The organism is Pseudomonas sp. H3_D04, from assembly GCF_054669175.1.
Map to the genome: position 1 here is coordinate 5,570,799 of NZ_CP162801.1, position 14,714 is coordinate 5,585,512.

General features: G+C 59.5%; 14 protein-coding genes. 13 read left to right on the forward strand and 1 reads right to left on the reverse strand.

The window, feature by feature from the left end:
- Nucleotides 1-215 precede the first annotated feature (215 nt).
- Entirely contained in the window at nucleotides 216-1,142 is a 927-nt protein-coding gene (gene epsC / locus AB4N91_RS25655) for a serine O-acetyltransferase EpsC (protein ID WP_010464798.1), read from the reverse strand.
- A gap of 190 nt (nucleotides 1,143-1,332) precedes the next feature.
- Here epsC and AB4N91_RS25660 point away from each other — a divergent pair, with 190 nt between their 5' ends.
- The 13 genes from AB4N91_RS25660 to AB4N91_RS25720 all read left to right on the forward strand — a co-directional run bounded on the left by AB4N91_RS25660 (nucleotide 1,333) and on the right by AB4N91_RS25720 (nucleotide 14,616).
- Nucleotides 1,333-2,331: a D-cysteine desulfhydrase gene (locus AB4N91_RS25660; RefSeq protein ID WP_200667460.1), complete on the forward strand. Its 999-nt coding sequence runs from the start codon at nucleotides 1,333-1,335 to the stop codon at nucleotides 2,329-2,331.
- A 248-nt stretch (nucleotides 2,332-2,579) separates the two neighbouring features.
- Nucleotides 2,580-3,380 carry a cystine ABC transporter substrate-binding protein gene (gene tcyJ, locus AB4N91_RS25665; RefSeq protein WP_010464802.1) on the forward strand — a complete coding sequence of 267 codons (801 nt, stop codon included), beginning with the start codon at nucleotides 2,580-2,582 and terminating at the stop codon, nucleotides 3,378-3,380.
- Nucleotides 3,380-4,045, forward strand: coding sequence for a cystine ABC transporter permease (gene tcyL / locus AB4N91_RS25670; RefSeq protein ID WP_010464804.1), 666 nt, complete (start codon nucleotides 3,380-3,382; stop codon nucleotides 4,043-4,045). Before tcyJ ends, tcyL begins: the two co-directional genes overlap by 1 nt.
- 4 nt (nucleotides 4,046-4,049) lie before the next feature.
- On the forward strand, nucleotides 4,050-4,805 hold the full coding sequence (gene tcyN / locus AB4N91_RS25675) for an L-cystine ABC transporter ATP-binding protein TcyN (protein WP_154502563.1): 756 nt from the start codon (nucleotides 4,050-4,052) through the stop codon (nucleotides 4,803-4,805).
- Nucleotides 4,806-5,296: 491 nt separating this feature from the next.
- Nucleotides 5,297-6,061: a hypothetical protein gene (locus AB4N91_RS25680; RefSeq protein ID WP_102593417.1), complete on the forward strand. Its 765-nt coding sequence runs from the start codon at nucleotides 5,297-5,299 to the stop codon at nucleotides 6,059-6,061.
- Nucleotides 6,062-6,384: 323 nt separating this feature from the next.
- Entirely contained in the window at nucleotides 6,385-7,626 is a 1,242-nt protein-coding gene (locus AB4N91_RS25685) for an SfnB family sulfur acquisition oxidoreductase (RefSeq protein WP_010464809.1), read from the forward strand.
- Between the two features lie 23 nt (nucleotides 7,627-7,649).
- Nucleotides 7,650-8,843, forward strand: a complete 1,194-nt coding sequence (locus tag AB4N91_RS25690) for an SfnB family sulfur acquisition oxidoreductase (protein WP_172792018.1) — start codon at nucleotides 7,650-7,652, stop codon at nucleotides 8,841-8,843.
- A complete protein-coding gene (locus tag AB4N91_RS25695; RefSeq protein WP_077747490.1) occupies nucleotides 8,843-10,201 on the forward strand; it encodes an LLM class flavin-dependent oxidoreductase in 1,359 nt (452 codons plus the stop codon). Before AB4N91_RS25690 ends, AB4N91_RS25695 begins: the two co-directional genes overlap by 1 nt.
- 143 nt (nucleotides 10,202-10,344) lie before the next feature.
- A complete protein-coding gene (locus AB4N91_RS25700; protein WP_172792016.1) occupies nucleotides 10,345-11,154 on the forward strand; it encodes a MetQ/NlpA family ABC transporter substrate-binding protein in 810 nt (269 codons plus the stop codon).
- A 2-nt stretch (nucleotides 11,155-11,156) separates the two neighbouring features.
- A complete protein-coding gene (locus AB4N91_RS25705) occupies nucleotides 11,157-12,278 on the forward strand; it encodes a methionine ABC transporter ATP-binding protein (protein WP_460111878.1) in 1,122 nt (373 codons plus the stop codon).
- Nucleotides 12,268-12,912, forward strand: coding sequence for a methionine ABC transporter permease (locus AB4N91_RS25710; protein WP_077747487.1), 645 nt, complete (start codon nucleotides 12,268-12,270; stop codon nucleotides 12,910-12,912). Before AB4N91_RS25705 ends, AB4N91_RS25710 begins: the two co-directional genes overlap by 11 nt.
- Nucleotides 12,913-13,454: 542 nt before the next feature.
- On the forward strand, nucleotides 13,455-13,811 hold the full coding sequence (locus AB4N91_RS25715; RefSeq protein ID WP_083375295.1) for a DUF6124 family protein: 357 nt from the start codon (nucleotides 13,455-13,457) through the stop codon (nucleotides 13,809-13,811).
- A 175-nt stretch (nucleotides 13,812-13,986) separates the two neighbouring features.
- A complete protein-coding gene (locus AB4N91_RS25720) occupies nucleotides 13,987-14,616 on the forward strand; it encodes a class I SAM-dependent methyltransferase (protein WP_083375296.1) in 630 nt (209 codons plus the stop codon).
- Nucleotides 14,617-14,714 lie beyond the last annotated feature (98 nt).

Below are 14,714 nucleotides of genomic sequence, written 5' to 3' on the forward strand. Positions count from 1 at the left end.
TAGCTCAAGGATGGGTATGACGTGGGATTGGGGGGATTCGTTCAGCGGGAAATTAGCTAAATGCCATGATTACCGTGCGCCTTGAAATCCATTCGCGAGCAGGCTCGCTCCCACAGGGAAATGTGTCGTTCAAAAATCTGTGGTCCAACACCTATCCACTGTGGGAGCGAGCCTGCTCGCGATGAGGCCGGTGCAATCAGCTGAAATTTCGAAGCTTACTTCTGCGTCCCGTCATCATGCTGCAAATTCGCCTGCGTCAGGTTGCACCCCGGCGGTACGCTACGGGTCAGCCAGACGTTGCCGCCAATGGTCGAGCCCTTGCCAATGGTGATCCGCCCCAGAATCGTCGCGCCGGCATAGATCACCACATCATCCTCAACGATCGGATGCCGCGGATGGCCCTTTTGCAACTGGCCGTCCTCATCCGACGGGAAGCGCTTGGCGCCCAACGTCACGGCTTGATAAATCCGCACGCGTTCACCAATGATCGCCGTCTCGCCGATCACGACACCCGTCCCGTGATCAATAAAGAAGCTGCGACCGATCTGTGCCCCAGGATGGATGTCGATACCGGTGGCCGAGTGGGCGATTTCTGCGCTGATCCGCGCCAGCAGCGGCAACCCCGAGCGGTACAAATGGTGCGCCAGGCGATGGTGGATCACCGCCAGAATCCCGGGATAGCACAACAGCACTTCATCGACGCTGCGAGCTGCCGGGTCACCGTGATAGGCCGCCAGCACATCGGTGTCCAGCAAGCTGCGCAGCCCCGGCAACGCGAGGGCGAAATCCTGAATGATCGCAATAGTCTTGGCCTCCACTTCGGTGTCAGCTTCGGCGCTGTGACGAGCGGCGTAACGCAGTTCGAGTCGTGCCTGCGCGAGCAACGCGTTCAACGCGACGTCCAGCGTGTGCCCGACGTAGAAGTCTTCACTCTCCTCACGCAAATCCACCGGTCCCAGACGCATCGGAAACAAGGCACCGCACAGCGCTTCCAGTATCTCCGCCATGGCGGCCCGGGAAGGCAATTCGCGACCGCCCTGCTCGCCGCTGACTCGGCCGTTTTGTGCGCGCCACTGGTCCCGCGCAGTACGCAGTTGACTGACGATGGTCTGCAATTGCCAATGGCTGGAACGCTCGCTCACGGTAAAAACTCCTCACGGGCGGCCGGAGTGTCTGGCCGCGTTGTCGGCGATTACTTTACGGCAAGGTCTGGAGGCCGAATTAAGAACCAATTGTGCTGTGTTCAGTTCTTTTGGCTATAAGCGATTGACGGTTGCCCATGCATATAGCCGTGCCTATAGTCCTGACATCTTCCTTGGCCAGTACGGACCCATGATCAAACAACAGCTTGCCCGCTTTAACCGCCTCGACCTCCTCGGCCACCCTACCGCGCTTGAAAAACTCGAACGGCTGTCGACCTGGCTCGGCCGTGATCTGTACGTCAAACGCGATGACCTGACACCGCTGGCCATGGGCGGCAACAAGCTGCGCAAACTCGAATACCTGGCGGCCGATGCCTTGGCCCAGGGCGCCGACACGTTGATCACCGCGGGTGCGCTTCAGTCCAACCACGTGCGCCAGACTGCCGCCATTGCGGCCAAGCTTGGTCTGGGCTGCGTCGCGCTGCTGGAAAATCCATTGGGCACCGACGACGCCAACTACCTGGGCAACGGCAATCGGCTGCTGCTCGACCTGTTCGATGCCAAGGTCGAGCTGGTGGAAAACCTCGACAATGCCGACGAGCAACTGCAAGCCTTGGCCGACCGTTTACGCAATAACGGCAAGAAACCGTATCTGGTGCCAATTGGTGGCTCCAATGCGCTGGGCGCTTTGGGTTATGTGCGCGCCGGGCTGGAACTGGCCGCACAGATCAAGGACACCGGCCTGCAATTCGCCGCCGTGGTCCTGGCCTCGGGCAGTGCCGGGACCCACAGTGGTCTGGCGCTGGCACTGAGTGAAGTACTGCCGGATTTGCCAGTGATTGGTGTCACGGTGTCCCGTAGCGATGAAGATCAGCGCCCGAAAGTCCAGGGCCTGGCCGAGCGCACTGCCGAGTTGCTGGGCGTGAGCCTGCCGGAGAGTTTCAAGATCGAACTGTGGGACGAATATTTTGGCCCGCGGTATGGCGAGCCGAATGCCGGGACGCTGGCGGCGGTGAAGCTGGTGGCGAGTCAGGAAGGGTTGCTGCTGGACCCGGTTTACACCGGTAAAGCCATGGCCGGGTTGCTGGATGGCATCGGTCGTCAACGGTTCAACGATGGCCCGATCATTTTCCTGCATACCGGCGGGGCACCAGCGTTGTTTGCCTACAAGGACTCGCTGACCAGTTGAAGTACTCCTGTGGCGAGGGACCAAGCTCCCTCGCCACAGGGAATCGCGTGCATCTCATATGAAATAAAAGAATAACAAACACGATATTTATTATTTTCCTATCTAAAAGCGCCATCATATAGTCACGCCGCAGGCGAATTTGCAGCGAGACGCATACGCTGCTTTAGGGCAGGATATTGCAGTCGTCCAAATCCCGATTTTGCCAACATTCCTAAAAGCGTCTTCATAAGAAAACACAGGGGCTTGTCATGAATTTTTCCGCACTACGTCGAAATCTGCTGGTCGGTTCGCTGGGCCTGGCGCTGAGCGCCGGTCTGCTGGGGCAGGCGGTTGCCGGTGAGCAGCTGCAAAAAATCAAGGACGCGGGCGTGATCAACGTCGGTCTGGAAGGCACTTACCCACCGTTCAGCTTCGTTGACGCCGACGGCAAACTGGCCGGTTTCGAAGTCGAGTTCTCCGAAGCCCTGGCCAAAGAACTGGGCGTGAAGGTCAAACTGCAACCGACCAAATGGGACGGCATCCTCGCGGCGCTGGAATCCAAACGTCTGGACGCAGTGATCAACCAGGTGACCATCTCCGAAGAGCGCAAGAAGAAGTATGACTTCTCCGAGCCGTACACCGTTTCCGGGATTCAGGCGCTGGTGCTGACCAAGAAGGCCGCGGAGCTGAACATCAAGTCTGCCGCCGATCTGGCCGGCAAGAAAGTCGGCGTAGGCCTGGGCACCAACTACGAGCAGTGGCTCAAAGACAATCAGCCAAAAGCCATCATCAAGACCTATGACGATGATCCGACCAAGTTCCAGGACCTGCGCGTCGGCCGCATCGACGCCATTCTGATCGACCGTCTGGCCGCCCTGGAATACGCCAAAAAAGCCAAGGACACCACCGCCGCCGGCGAAGCGTTCTCCCGCCAGGAAGCCGGTATTGCCCTGCGCAAAGGCGAGCCTGAGTTGCTGGCTGCGGTGAACAAAGCCATCGACAAGCTGCGTGCCGACGGTACGCTGAAAAAGCTTTCGGAAAAATACTTCAGCGCTGACGTCACTCAATAATGGAAGAAGCTTTTCAACTCGCACTGGACTCCCTGCCTTTCCTGCTCAAGGGGGCCTACTACACGGTCATCTTGAGCCTGGGCGGGATGTTCTTCGGCCTCATGCTGGGCTTCGGCCTGGCACTGATGCGCCTGTCGCGCTTCAAGCTGGTCAGCTGGATCGCCCGCATCTACGTGTCGTTCTTTCGCGGCACGCCGTTGCTGGTGCAACTGTTCGTGATCTATTACGGCTTGCCGCAATTGGGCATGGAACTCGATCCGCTGCCGGCGGCCCTGATCGGCTTCTCGCTGAACATGGCCGCTTACGCCTGTGAAATCCTGCGCTCCGCGATCAGCTCCATCGAGCGCGGTCAGTGGGAAGCTGCCGCCAGCATCGGCATGACCCGTGCGCAAACCCTTCGCCGGGCCATTATCCCGCAAGCGATGCGCACCGCATTACCGCCGCTGGGCAACAGCTTCATTTCGCTGGTCAAGGACACCGCGCTGGCCGCCACCATCCAGGTGCCGGAACTGTTCCGCCAGGCGCAGCTGATCACAGCACGCACCTTCGAAGTGTTCACCATGTACCTTGCCGCCGCGCTGATCTACTGGATTCTGGCCACGGTGCTCTCGCACCTGCAGAACAAGTTGGAAGAGCGGGTCAATCGGCACGACCAGGAGTCCTGACCCAATGATTGTCGTGGAAAAACTGACAAAGCAGTTCAAGGGTCAAGTGGTGCTCAACGGCATCGATCTGGAAGTGAAGGAAGGTGAGGTCGTCGCGATCATCGGGCCTAGTGGCTCGGGTAAAACCACCTTCCTGCGATGCCTGAATTTTCTGGAAGAACCCACCAGCGGCCGGATCAAGGTCGGTGACATCGAGATCGATGGCAGCCGCCCGTTGAACCAGCAGCAGAACCTGGTGCGGCGCTTGCGTCAGCACGTCGGATTCGTGTTCCAGAACTTCAACCTGTTCCCCCATCGCACCGCCCTGGAAAACGTCATCGAAGGCCCGATCATCGTGAAGAAGATCCCGCACGCCGACGCCGTTGCCCTGGGTAAAAAGCTGTTGGCCAGGGTTGGCCTGGCGGGCAAGGAAGACGCTTACCCGCGACGCCTTTCCGGTGGTCAGCAGCAGCGTGTGGCGATTGCCCGTGCACTGGCGATGGAGCCGGAAGTGATCCTGTTCGATGAACCCACCTCAGCGCTTGATCCAGAGCTGGTGGGTGAAGTGCTGGCGACCATCCGCAGCCTGGCCGAAGAGAAGCGCACCATGGTGATCGTTACCCACGAAATGGGCTTTGCCCGGGACGTGGCCAACCGTGTGGTGTTTTTCGACAAGGGTGTGATCGTCGAGCAAGGCGAAGCCAAGGCGTTGTTTGCCAACCCGAAAGAAGAACGGACGAAGCAGTTTCTCAGCAAGTTCCTGAATAACACCAACCATTAATATCGCTTCACTATTTGTCAACTTCCATGGATGGAAGTGACAACTTATCCCGCCACCCACATCGCTCGATTCTCTCTTCTCGTTCATTCGAACAATAGATAAATTTTTACAACTGCATGCGGTACATATATATGTTCTGCAACAGATTCAACGCGCCTAAAATCCGCCAGATCCAGTGCCATCAATGAGCACACCGTCGCCGCCACCCACGCCCGAAAATCAATAAATACGCGGCGAAATTCGACAGAGCGGTGCGGCATATTAACTTCAAGGCGTAGGATTTTTCTGAATAGCACTGAATACCCTACTTAACTAGCCAGTTCTATTGACACCTATTCAGGCGCACTCTTATCTAGTCCCCAGCAGGCGTCAACCATCGTTAAAAACCATTATTGAAACTTGCAAATAGTGAACAACTTTGTTGCTCGGTAATACACGCCTTTTGATTTTTTCAGAAACGGACTTCGCTGCAAGGCGTCAAGGAGAAACCCATGACAAGCACCTCGAATAAATCCGGACTTGCGGCCCCTACCCTGGCGCAATCCCACAAGACTGGCATCAATGTCACTTCGGCGGCCCATCTGCTGATCGATGTGGCGCCCTACCCCGGCATGGACGAAGGCGACCTGATCGAACTGTTCTGGGACAACTGCTACGTCGCCTCCCGCGTCCTCATGGCCGACGATGTCGGCGAAGTCGTCAGTCTGCGTGTGCCGCAAAGCTTCATTGCCAATGGCTCCTCCTGCATTCACTACCGCGTCATGCAAGTCGGACAGGGGCCGGCGCTGTCGCTCGCCACACGGGTACAGATCAAGCTCGATTGCCCGGGCGGTCAGCCACTCACGCTGTGCGGCCACGAAAACGAGCACCTGGCGCCAGTGGGCATCCCCGAAACCATTCGCCGTCAGGGGGTCAATCCGAACCAGATCAAGCGGGGCGTGCCGTTGACCATCGAGCCTTACCTGAACATGGCCGTCGACGATGAAATCACCCTGCGCTGGGGTGATGTGCGCATGGACCTGCCGCAGCTCAAGGCCGACGAGGTGGGCCAGCCGGTTCAGGTCTGGGTGCCGCCGGCGATCATTCTCGAAGCCGGCGAAGACCTTCGGCTGGAGGTGACTTACTGCATCCTCGATCGCGTGGGCAACAACTCCGGCTGGGCACCACCGCGCTGGCTCAAGATCGGTTGCAACAATCCCTATCTGAAAGTGCCGTTCAAAGAGCAATTGAAAGCCGCCGAAACGCGCAAAAAGTAAAAACACCGCCGTCCCTGTAGGAGCGAGGCTTGCCCGCGAAGGCTGTGCGTCAGCCAACATCAAAGGTCCCCGACACTCCGCCTTCGCGGGCAAGCCTCGCTCCTACAGGGGAAGCAACACCCTTCTATGCATATTACTAAAAGTTAGTTTATTAATTTTTTATACATGTTTAGGGTATATGCACCGGACCACCGGACATTCTTGATTTTCGTTCGCCGCAACCCTCGCGGCGACTCCATGAGATGTGAGGTAGGTATGGTCCGGAACACAATCAACCCAGTGCAGATCGCCAGGGCATTGCGTGCAGCCAAGGAGCGGCACTGATGTCCAGTCTGGCAGATGCAATCGTTCAGAGTGATCTGGACATCGCCCCCCAGTTGTTGCCCGCGCAGGTCCTGCGCAACGACGCACAAGCCATCAAGGCCGCCCATGAGCTGGCGCAAGTCGCCCGCCTGCAAGCGGCCAAACGTGACCGGCAGCGCAAATTGCCATGGTCGCAAATCGAACAGTTCACCCGCAGCGGCCTGGGCAGCATTTCCATTGCGCGCGAGTACGGTGGCCCGCAGGTTTCGTTCGTCACCCTGGCCGAGGTTTTCGCGATCATTTCTGCGGCGGACCCGGCACTGGGACAGATCCCGCAGAACCAGTTCGGCATCCTGCACCTGGTATTCGGCAGCGCCACCGAGGCGCAAAAAAAACAGCTGTTCAAAAGCGTGCTCGAAGGCTGGCGCATCGGCAATGCCGGGCCGGAGCGCGGCACCAAAAACACCCTGGAACTCAAAGCACGAATCACCGCTGACGGGGATGGTTTTGTCATCAGCGGGCAGAAGTTTTACTCCACCGGCGCACTGTTCGCCCATTGGGTGGCGGTCAAGGCGCTGAACGACGACGGCAAGCAAGTGTTGGCCTTCGTCCGTCGCGGCACACCGGGCCTGCGCATTGTGGATGACTGGTCAGGCTTCGGTCAGCGCACCACCGCCAGCGGCACCATTTTGCTCAACAACGTGCGGGTCGACGCCGAGCTGGTGGTAGACAACTGGAAGATCAACGACAGCCCGAACATCCAGGGTGCCGTGTCGCAACTGATTCAAGCGGCCATTGACGCCGGTATCGCTCGCGGTGCCATCGACGACGCCATCGAGTTCGTGAAAACCCGTGCCCGTCCGTGGATCGACGCCAAGGTCGAGCGGGCCAGCGACGACCTCTACGTCATCGCCGATATCGGCAAGTTGAAAATTGAACTGCACGCCGCCGAGGCACTGCTGCGCAAGGCCGGACAAGTACTCGATGAGGTCAGCGCCGCGCCACTCACTGCCGAGTCCGCCGCGCGCGCGTCCATTGCCGTCGCTGAAGCAAAAGTGCTGACCACCGAGATCTCGCTGCTCGCCAGCGAAAAGCTCTTCGAACTGGCCGGCAGCCGCGCGACCCTCGCCGAATTCAACCTCGACCGCCACTGGCGCAACGCCCGCGTGCACACGCTGCACGACCCGGTGCGCTGGAAATACCACGCCATCGGCAGCTATCACCTGAACGGCACGCTGCCCGCTCGCCACTCCTGGATTTAACGACCAGATCTCTGGAGAAACACATGACTCATTCTCACCACGTCGCGGTCATAACCAGCGATGAGCAAGCCCTGATCGTCGCTACCGATCTGGCCGAAGATTTCAAACGCGACAGCGCCCTGCGCGACCGCGAACGCCGTTTGCCGCACCCGGAGCTGGAAGTGTTTTCCCGCTCGGGTCTTTGGGGCATCAGCGTGCCCAAGGAATACGGCGGCGCCGGGGTTTCCAACGTGACCCTGGCCAAGGTCATCGCGCTGATTGCCCAGGCTGACGGCTCGCTCGGACAGATCCCGCAGAACCATTTCTACGCCCTCGAAGTGCTGCGCGTGAACGGCAGCGAAGAGCAGAAAAAACGCCTGTACGCCGAAGTGCTCGCCGGCCAGCGTTTCGGCAATGCCTTGGCGGAACTGGGCACCAAAACCGCCCATGACCGCGTCACCAGCCTGACCCGCGACGCTGACGGTTATCGCATCAACGGGCGCAAGTTCTACGCGACCGGCGCGATCTATGCGCAACGCATTCCGACGTCGGTGGTGGATGAAAACGGCGTGCAGCAACTGGCGTTCGTCCCCCACAACAGCAAAGGCCTGACCGTCATCGACGACTGGAGCGGTTTCGGCCAGCGCACCACCGGCAGCGGTTCGGTGGTGTTCGAAGACGTCTACGTCGCCACCGAAGACGTCATCCCGTTTCAAAGTGCGTTCGAGCGCCCGACCACCGTTGGCCCGCTGGCACAGATTCTTCACGCCGCCATCGACACCGGCATCGCCCGCGCCGCCTATGAAGATGCCCTGCACTTCGTGCGCACCAAAACCCGACCGTGGATCGACGCCACCCATGAAAAAGCCACTGACGACCCGCTCACCCTCAAGAGTTTCGGCCACCTGAGCATTCGCCTGCACGCCGCCGAAGCCTTGCTGGAACGCTCCGGCGAATTCCTCGACAAAGCCCAGGCCAACACCAACGCCGAGACCGTCGCTGCGGCCTCGATTGCCGTTGCCGAAGCCCGCGCCATCAGCACCGACATTTCCCTCGCCGCCGGCAGCACGTTGTTTGAACTGGCCGGCAGCCAGGCAACGCTGATCGAACACGGCCTCGATCGCCACTGGCGCAACGCGCGGGTGCATACCCTGCACGACCCGGTGCGCTGGAAGTATCACGCCGTCGGCAACTACTACCTCAACGATGAAAACCCTCCGTTGCGAGGGACCATCTGATGGCCGAGGCGAGAAAGAAGATCCTGCTCAACGCGTTCAACATGAACTGCATCGGGCACATCAACCACGGCTTGTGGACGCATCCACGGGACACCTCCACCCAGTACAAAACGATTGAATACTGGACCGAACTGGCGCAGTTGCTGGAACGCGGCTTGTTCGACGGTCTGTTCATCGCCGATATCGTCGGCGTGTACGACGTCTACCAGAACTCCGTGGACGTGCCTCTGAAAGAATCGATCCAGCTGCCAGTCAACGACCCACTGCTGCTGGTTTCAGCCATGGCGGCGGTGACGAAAAACCTCGGTTTCGGCCTCACCGCCAACCTGACTTACGAACCGCCGTACCTGTTCGCCCGCCGCCTGTCGACGCTCGATCACCTGAGTCGCGGCCGGGTCGGCTGGAACATCGTCACCGGTTACCTCGACAGCGCCGCCAAGGCCATGGGCCTCAGCGAACAGGTCGAACACGACCGCCGTTACGACCAGGCCGATGAATACCTCGAAGTGCTCTACAAACTCTGGGAAGGCAGCTGGGAAAACGGAGCGGTGTTGAATGACCCGCAACAGCGGATCTACGCCCAACCGGAAAAAGTGCACAAGGTCGAACACAAGGGTGAGTTCTATCAGGTCGAGGGTTATCACCTCTGCGAGCCATCGCCGCAGCGCACGCCGGTGTTGTTCCAGGCCGGCAGTTCCGATCGCGGTTTGCTGTTCGCCGGGCGTCATGCCGAGTGCGTGTTCATCAGCGGGCAGAACAAACCGTCGACCAAGGTTCAGGTGGATAAGGTTCGCGCCAGCGCGGTTGAAGCCGGGCGCAATCCCGAAGACATCAAGGTGTTCATGGGCTTGAACGTGATTGTCGGCGCCACCGAGGAGCTGGCCTGGGCCAAGCACGCCGAATACCTGAGTTATGCCAGCGCGGAGGCCGGCGTGGCGCATTTTTCGGCGTCGACCGGCATCGACTTCTCCGACTACGAGATCGACGAGCCGATCCAGTACGTGAAGAGCAATGCGATCCAGTCGGCGACCAAAAACCTGCAAAACAACGACTGGACCCGGCGCAAATTGCTCGAGCAACACGCCCTCGGCGGCCGCTACATCACGGTGGTGGGTTCGCCTGAGCAAGTGGCGGACGAACTGGAATCGTGGATCGCCGAGACCGGGCTGGATGGCTTCAACCTGACACGGATTGTCACGCCGGAAAGCTATGTGGATTTCATTGAGCTAGTGATTCCGGAGCTGCAGCGGCGTGGGTCGTACAAAACGGCTTATGACAACGGCAGCCTGCGGGAAAAGCTGTTTCACGGCGAAGCGCATTTGCCTGAGCAACATACGGGCTCGGCGTTTCGGCGCTAAAAGCTTCGCGGGCAAGCCTCGCTCCTACAGGTATTGGTCGATCACAAGTGTCCGGTACGGCGCTGAACCTGTAGGAGCGAGGCTTGCCCGCGAAGAGGCCCGCCCAAACACCCAAAATTTATGCACTGACTGGAAACCCCATCATGAAAAAGACCTGCCTCTCCCACCCAGTCAAAGCACTGGCCCTGGCCCTCGGCCTCTTCAGCTCTGTCACCTTCGCCGCCGACGCGCCGCTGAAAGTCGGCACCACCGCCGCCTTCGCCATCCCGCTGGAAGCCGCCGTCGAGGAAGCCAAAAAACAAGGCCTGCAAGTCGACCTCGTGGAGTTCAGCGACTGGATCGCCCCCAACGTCAGCCTCGCGGCCGGCGACATCGACGTGAACTATTTCCAGCACGTCCCGTTCCTGGAAAACGCCAAGGCTGCCGCCGGTTTTGACCTGGTGCCATTCGCGCCGGGGATCATCAACAACGTCGGCCTCTACTCGAAAAAATACAAAAGCTTCGATGAACTGCCGCAAGGCGCCAGCGTCGCCATCGCCAACGACCCGATCAACAGCGGTCGCGGCCTGCAACTGCTGGCCAAGGCTGGCCTGATTACCCTCAAGCCGGGTGTCGGCTACAAGGCCACCGAAGAAGACATCATCGCCAACCCGAAGAACATCAAAATCCTCCAGGTTGAAGCGGTACAGCTGGTGCGCGCCTATGACGATGCCGATCTGGTGCAGGGCTACCCGGCGTATATCCGGCTGTCGAAGACCTTCGATGCCGGTTCGGCCTTGCTGTTCGACGGTCTTGATCACAAGGAATACGTGATCCAGTTCGTGATCCAGCCCAAGAGCAAAACCGATCCGCGCCTGATCAAGTTTGTCGATATCTACCAGCACTCGCCGGCTGTTCGTGCAGCCTTGGATAAAGCCCACGGCAAGCTCTATCAAGCCGGCTGGGAAAGCTGAGGATGACGGCCGCGATCCAACGGCGACTGGAGATTCCAGAGCCACATAAAGCCGAACAGACCGAACTGCACCCGGACCTGAACCGCGCTCATGTGCGCTTCATCGGCCTGGGCAAAACCTACACCGGCCAGCAGGGTCCAGTGGCGGCGTTGCACGGCATCGACCTGGCGATCCAGCGCAGTGAAGTGTTCGGCATCATCGGTCGCAGCGGCGCTGGCAAGTCGTCGCTGATCCGCACCATCAACCGTCTCGAACAACCGAGCAGCGGCCGGGTGCTGATCGATCAAGTGGACATCGGCGAGTTCGATGAAGACCGCCTGGTCGCGCTGCGCCGACGGATCGGCATGATCTTCCAGCACTTCAATCTGATGTCGGCCAAGACCGTTTGGCAGAACGTCGAATTGCCACTGAAAGTCGCTGGTGTACCCAAGGAAAAACGCGAACAGAAAGTCCGCGAACTGCTGGAGTTGGTCGGCCTGCAAGGCAAGCACAAGGCCTATCCGGCGCAGCTGTCCGGCGGACAGAAACAGCGTGTCGGCATCGCCCGCGCGTTGGTGCATGACCCGGAGATCCTGCTGTGTGACGAAGCCACATCGGCACTGGACCCGGAGACCACGCAATCGATCCTCGGCCTGCTGCGCGAGATCAATCAGCGGCTGGGTTTGACCATCGTACTGATCACCCACGAGATGGCGGTGATCCGCGATATCTGTGATCGGGTGGTGGTGCTGGAACACGGAAAAGTCGTCGAGCAAGGGCCGGTCTGGAAAGTCTTTGGCGACCCGCAGCATGAAGTCAGCAAGACCTTGCTCGCGCCGCTGCAACACGCGCTGCCGGAAGAACTGCAAAGCGGTTTGCGTCCACAACCTCAGTCCTCGGACGCGGCGGTTGTGTTGCGTTTGCGCTTCACCGGCAGCGCCACAGACGAACCGGATCTGGCAGCGCTGTTCAGCGCCCTCGGCGGTCGCGTGAGGTTGCTGCAAGGTGGCGTGGAACGCATTCAGGGCCATGCGCTGGGGCAATTGCTGCTGACGGTGACGGGATCGTCCTTGGGCGCCGAGCAACTGCGTCAGCGCGCCGGCCACTGGGCGCAACAGGTGGAGGTGCTCGGTTATGTGGTTTGATCGTTTGTTGCAAGGCTTCATCGACACGTTTCTGATGGTGGGCGTGTCGTCGCTGATTGCGCTGCTGGCGGGGATTCCGCTGGCGGTCATCCTGGTCACCAGCACCAAAGGCGGCATCTACGAAGCACCGGCGCTGAACCGTGCACTGGGCGCCTTCGTGAACCTGTTCCGCTCGATTCCGTTTCTGATTCTGATGGTGGCGCTGATTCCGTTCACCCGGTTGATCGTCGGCACCACTTACGGGGTCTGGGCCGCGGTGGTGCCGCTGACGATTGCGGCCACGCCGTTCTTTGCGCGCATAGCCGAAGTCAGTTTGCGCGAGGTGGATCACGGTTTGATCGAAGCGGCCCAAGCGATGGGTTGCCGGCGCTGGCACATCGTCTGGCATGTGCTGTTGCCCGAGGCGCTGCCGGGGATTGTCGGTGGTTTCACCATCACGTTGGTGACCATGATCAACTCGTCGGCCATGGCCGGGGCCATTGGTGCGGGGGGGTTGGGGGACATTGCGTATCGGTATGGGTATCAGCGGTTTGACAGCCAGATCATGCTGACGGTGATTGTGTTGCTGGTGGTATTGGTGGCGATCATCCAGCTGGGTGGGGATCGCTTGGCTCGGGGGCTCAACAAGCGCTGAACACGGTCAAGGTTGTAGCGCTTTTGTGGCGAGGGAGCTTGCTCCCGCTCGATTGCGCAGCAATCGCAAGATCTTTAGACCGGGTTTATCTGACACACCTTATTGAATGGCTGGGGGCTGCTTCGCAGCCCAGCGGGAGCAAGCTCCCTCGCCACAAAAGTGTCCTCGACACGGGCAATTTCCCTCGCAACAGGGGGAACATTTCCCACAGGAAAATCAGTGTGCCTACAGGCCTGGTCCCTTTCATTTGCAGGACATTTCCTAGATCATTCCGCTCGCTTGCGCCTGCCAAATTCGGTGGCTAGTCTCGGTCCGTCACTGCTCATCAGTGATCGGGTTTAGTAGCCCGGAACAATAGGCGTATGGCGGTTCCATGCTCATGCCCGGTGTTGCTTGCCGCGTGCAGAAAATGGTGGCTGTACGTGGGGCACTCTCGGGTGCACCGGTTTTCCTATTGACCGGCCTACTACCTGCGTACAGCTGCCACCCACCGCTTAGTAGGCGAAGGTGTCGGCTCCCCTGCAGCAATAGGAGCAACGCCAATGAAAAGATCTGTCCCCGATCCACCTCTCGAAACATCCACCCAAGACAAACCCACCGACGATCCACTCAGAGATCGTTCCGCCCTTTATCGTGCGATCGATTTCTACCTCACCGGAGAACAGCCTTCGGCCCCCGATGAACTGCGGTTCTACAACGTCAGTGAAGACGTGAGCTTTGAAGACACCCAACTCTATGTTGCGGACTTGCTGCGCTGCGCTTCAGTCACCGCGTATCAGTGTGGCGATCACCTCAAGGGGGCGGATCGAGCCATGGTGTTTTCCGTTTGGCATTTGCTGGAGATTGCCAAAGCCATGGTTGATCGCTCCATTGATTGTTTGGGGATGAAGCAGGGCTGACATCGGTCGGCAGTGAAATCGCCTTCGCGGGCAAGCCTCGCTCCTACAGGAGTACGCGTCTGTCGAAACAACTCGATCAACTGTAGGAGCGAGGCTTGCCCGCGAATGGCTGCGAAGCAGCCCCACGTCTGATGGCGTATATTCGGCCATATCCCCATTGCCTGCGCAGCCGACCATGAAGCAAACCCCCGACGACCTCCAGAAGATCACCGCCACCACCCTGGACCATTACAACTCGGTGGCCGAAGGTTTTCGCGAGGGGACTCGCGATCATGATGTCAGCCAGAACATCGATGCCCTGCTGCGGCATATTCAGGGCGAGGCGCCGTTCGACATTCTCGATTTCGGCTGTGGGCCGGGGCGGGATTTGCAGACGTTCACGCGCATGGGCCACAGGGCTGTCGGGCTTGATGGTTCGGAAAAGTTTGCGCAGATGGCGCGTGAGGACAGTGGATGCGAAGTATGGCAGCAGGACTTTCTGAAGCTGGACCTGCCGGATGAACGCTTCGACGGGATTTTTGCCAATGCGGTGTTGTTTCATATCCCGCGCCAGGAATTGCCTCGGGTGTTGAAGGAGTTGCGCAGGGCGTTGAAGCCAGGTGGCGTGTTGTTCAGTTCCAATCCTCGCGGCGAGAATCAGGAAGGGTGGAATGGGCCGCGTTATGGGGCTTACCACGATCTTGCGGCGTGGCAGCAATTACTGACTGAGGCGGGGTTTGTGGAGCTGGAGCATTACTACCGGCCGGCGGGGCTGCCGCGGGAGCAGCAGCCTTGGTTGGCGAGTGTGTGGCGCAAGCCGGTGTAGCCTGACAGGACGCCATCGCGAGCAGGCTCGCTCCTACAGTTGACCGAGTTGTCCAGACGGACGCGGTCCCCCTGTAGGAGCGAGCCTGCTCGCGATAA

Coding starts and splice junctions, on each gene's coding strand:
- tcyJ (WP_010464802.1), top strand. CDS start 2,580: ATGAATTTTTCCGCACTACGTCGAAATCTGCTGGTCGGTTCGCTGGGC.
- AB4N91_RS25715 (WP_083375295.1), top strand. CDS start 13,455: ATGAAAAGATCTGTCCCCGATCCACCTCTCGAAACATCCACCCAAGAC.
- tcyN (WP_154502563.1), top strand. CDS start 4,050: ATGATTGTCGTGGAAAAACTGACAAAGCAGTTCAAGGGTCAAGTGGTG.
- AB4N91_RS25685 (WP_010464809.1), top strand. CDS start 6,385: ATGTCCAGTCTGGCAGATGCAATCGTTCAGAGTGATCTGGACATCGCC.
- AB4N91_RS25710 (WP_077747487.1), top strand. CDS start 12,268: ATGTGGTTTGATCGTTTGTTGCAAGGCTTCATCGACACGTTTCTGATG.
- tcyL (WP_010464804.1), top strand. CDS start 3,380: ATGGAAGAAGCTTTTCAACTCGCACTGGACTCCCTGCCTTTCCTGCTC.
- AB4N91_RS25660 (WP_200667460.1), top strand. CDS start 1,333: ATGATCAAACAACAGCTTGCCCGCTTTAACCGCCTCGACCTCCTCGGC.
- AB4N91_RS25705 (WP_460111878.1), top strand. CDS start 11,157: ATGACGGCCGCGATCCAACGGCGACTGGAGATTCCAGAGCCACATAAA.
- AB4N91_RS25690 (WP_172792018.1), top strand. CDS start 7,650: ATGACTCATTCTCACCACGTCGCGGTCATAACCAGCGATGAGCAAGCC.
- AB4N91_RS25700 (WP_172792016.1), top strand. CDS start 10,345: ATGAAAAAGACCTGCCTCTCCCACCCAGTCAAAGCACTGGCCCTGGCC.
- AB4N91_RS25720 (WP_083375296.1), top strand. CDS start 13,987: ATGAAGCAAACCCCCGACGACCTCCAGAAGATCACCGCCACCACCCTG.
- AB4N91_RS25695 (WP_077747490.1), top strand. CDS start 8,843: ATGGCCGAGGCGAGAAAGAAGATCCTGCTCAACGCGTTCAACATGAAC.
- AB4N91_RS25680 (WP_102593417.1), top strand. CDS start 5,297: ATGACAAGCACCTCGAATAAATCCGGACTTGCGGCCCCTACCCTGGCG.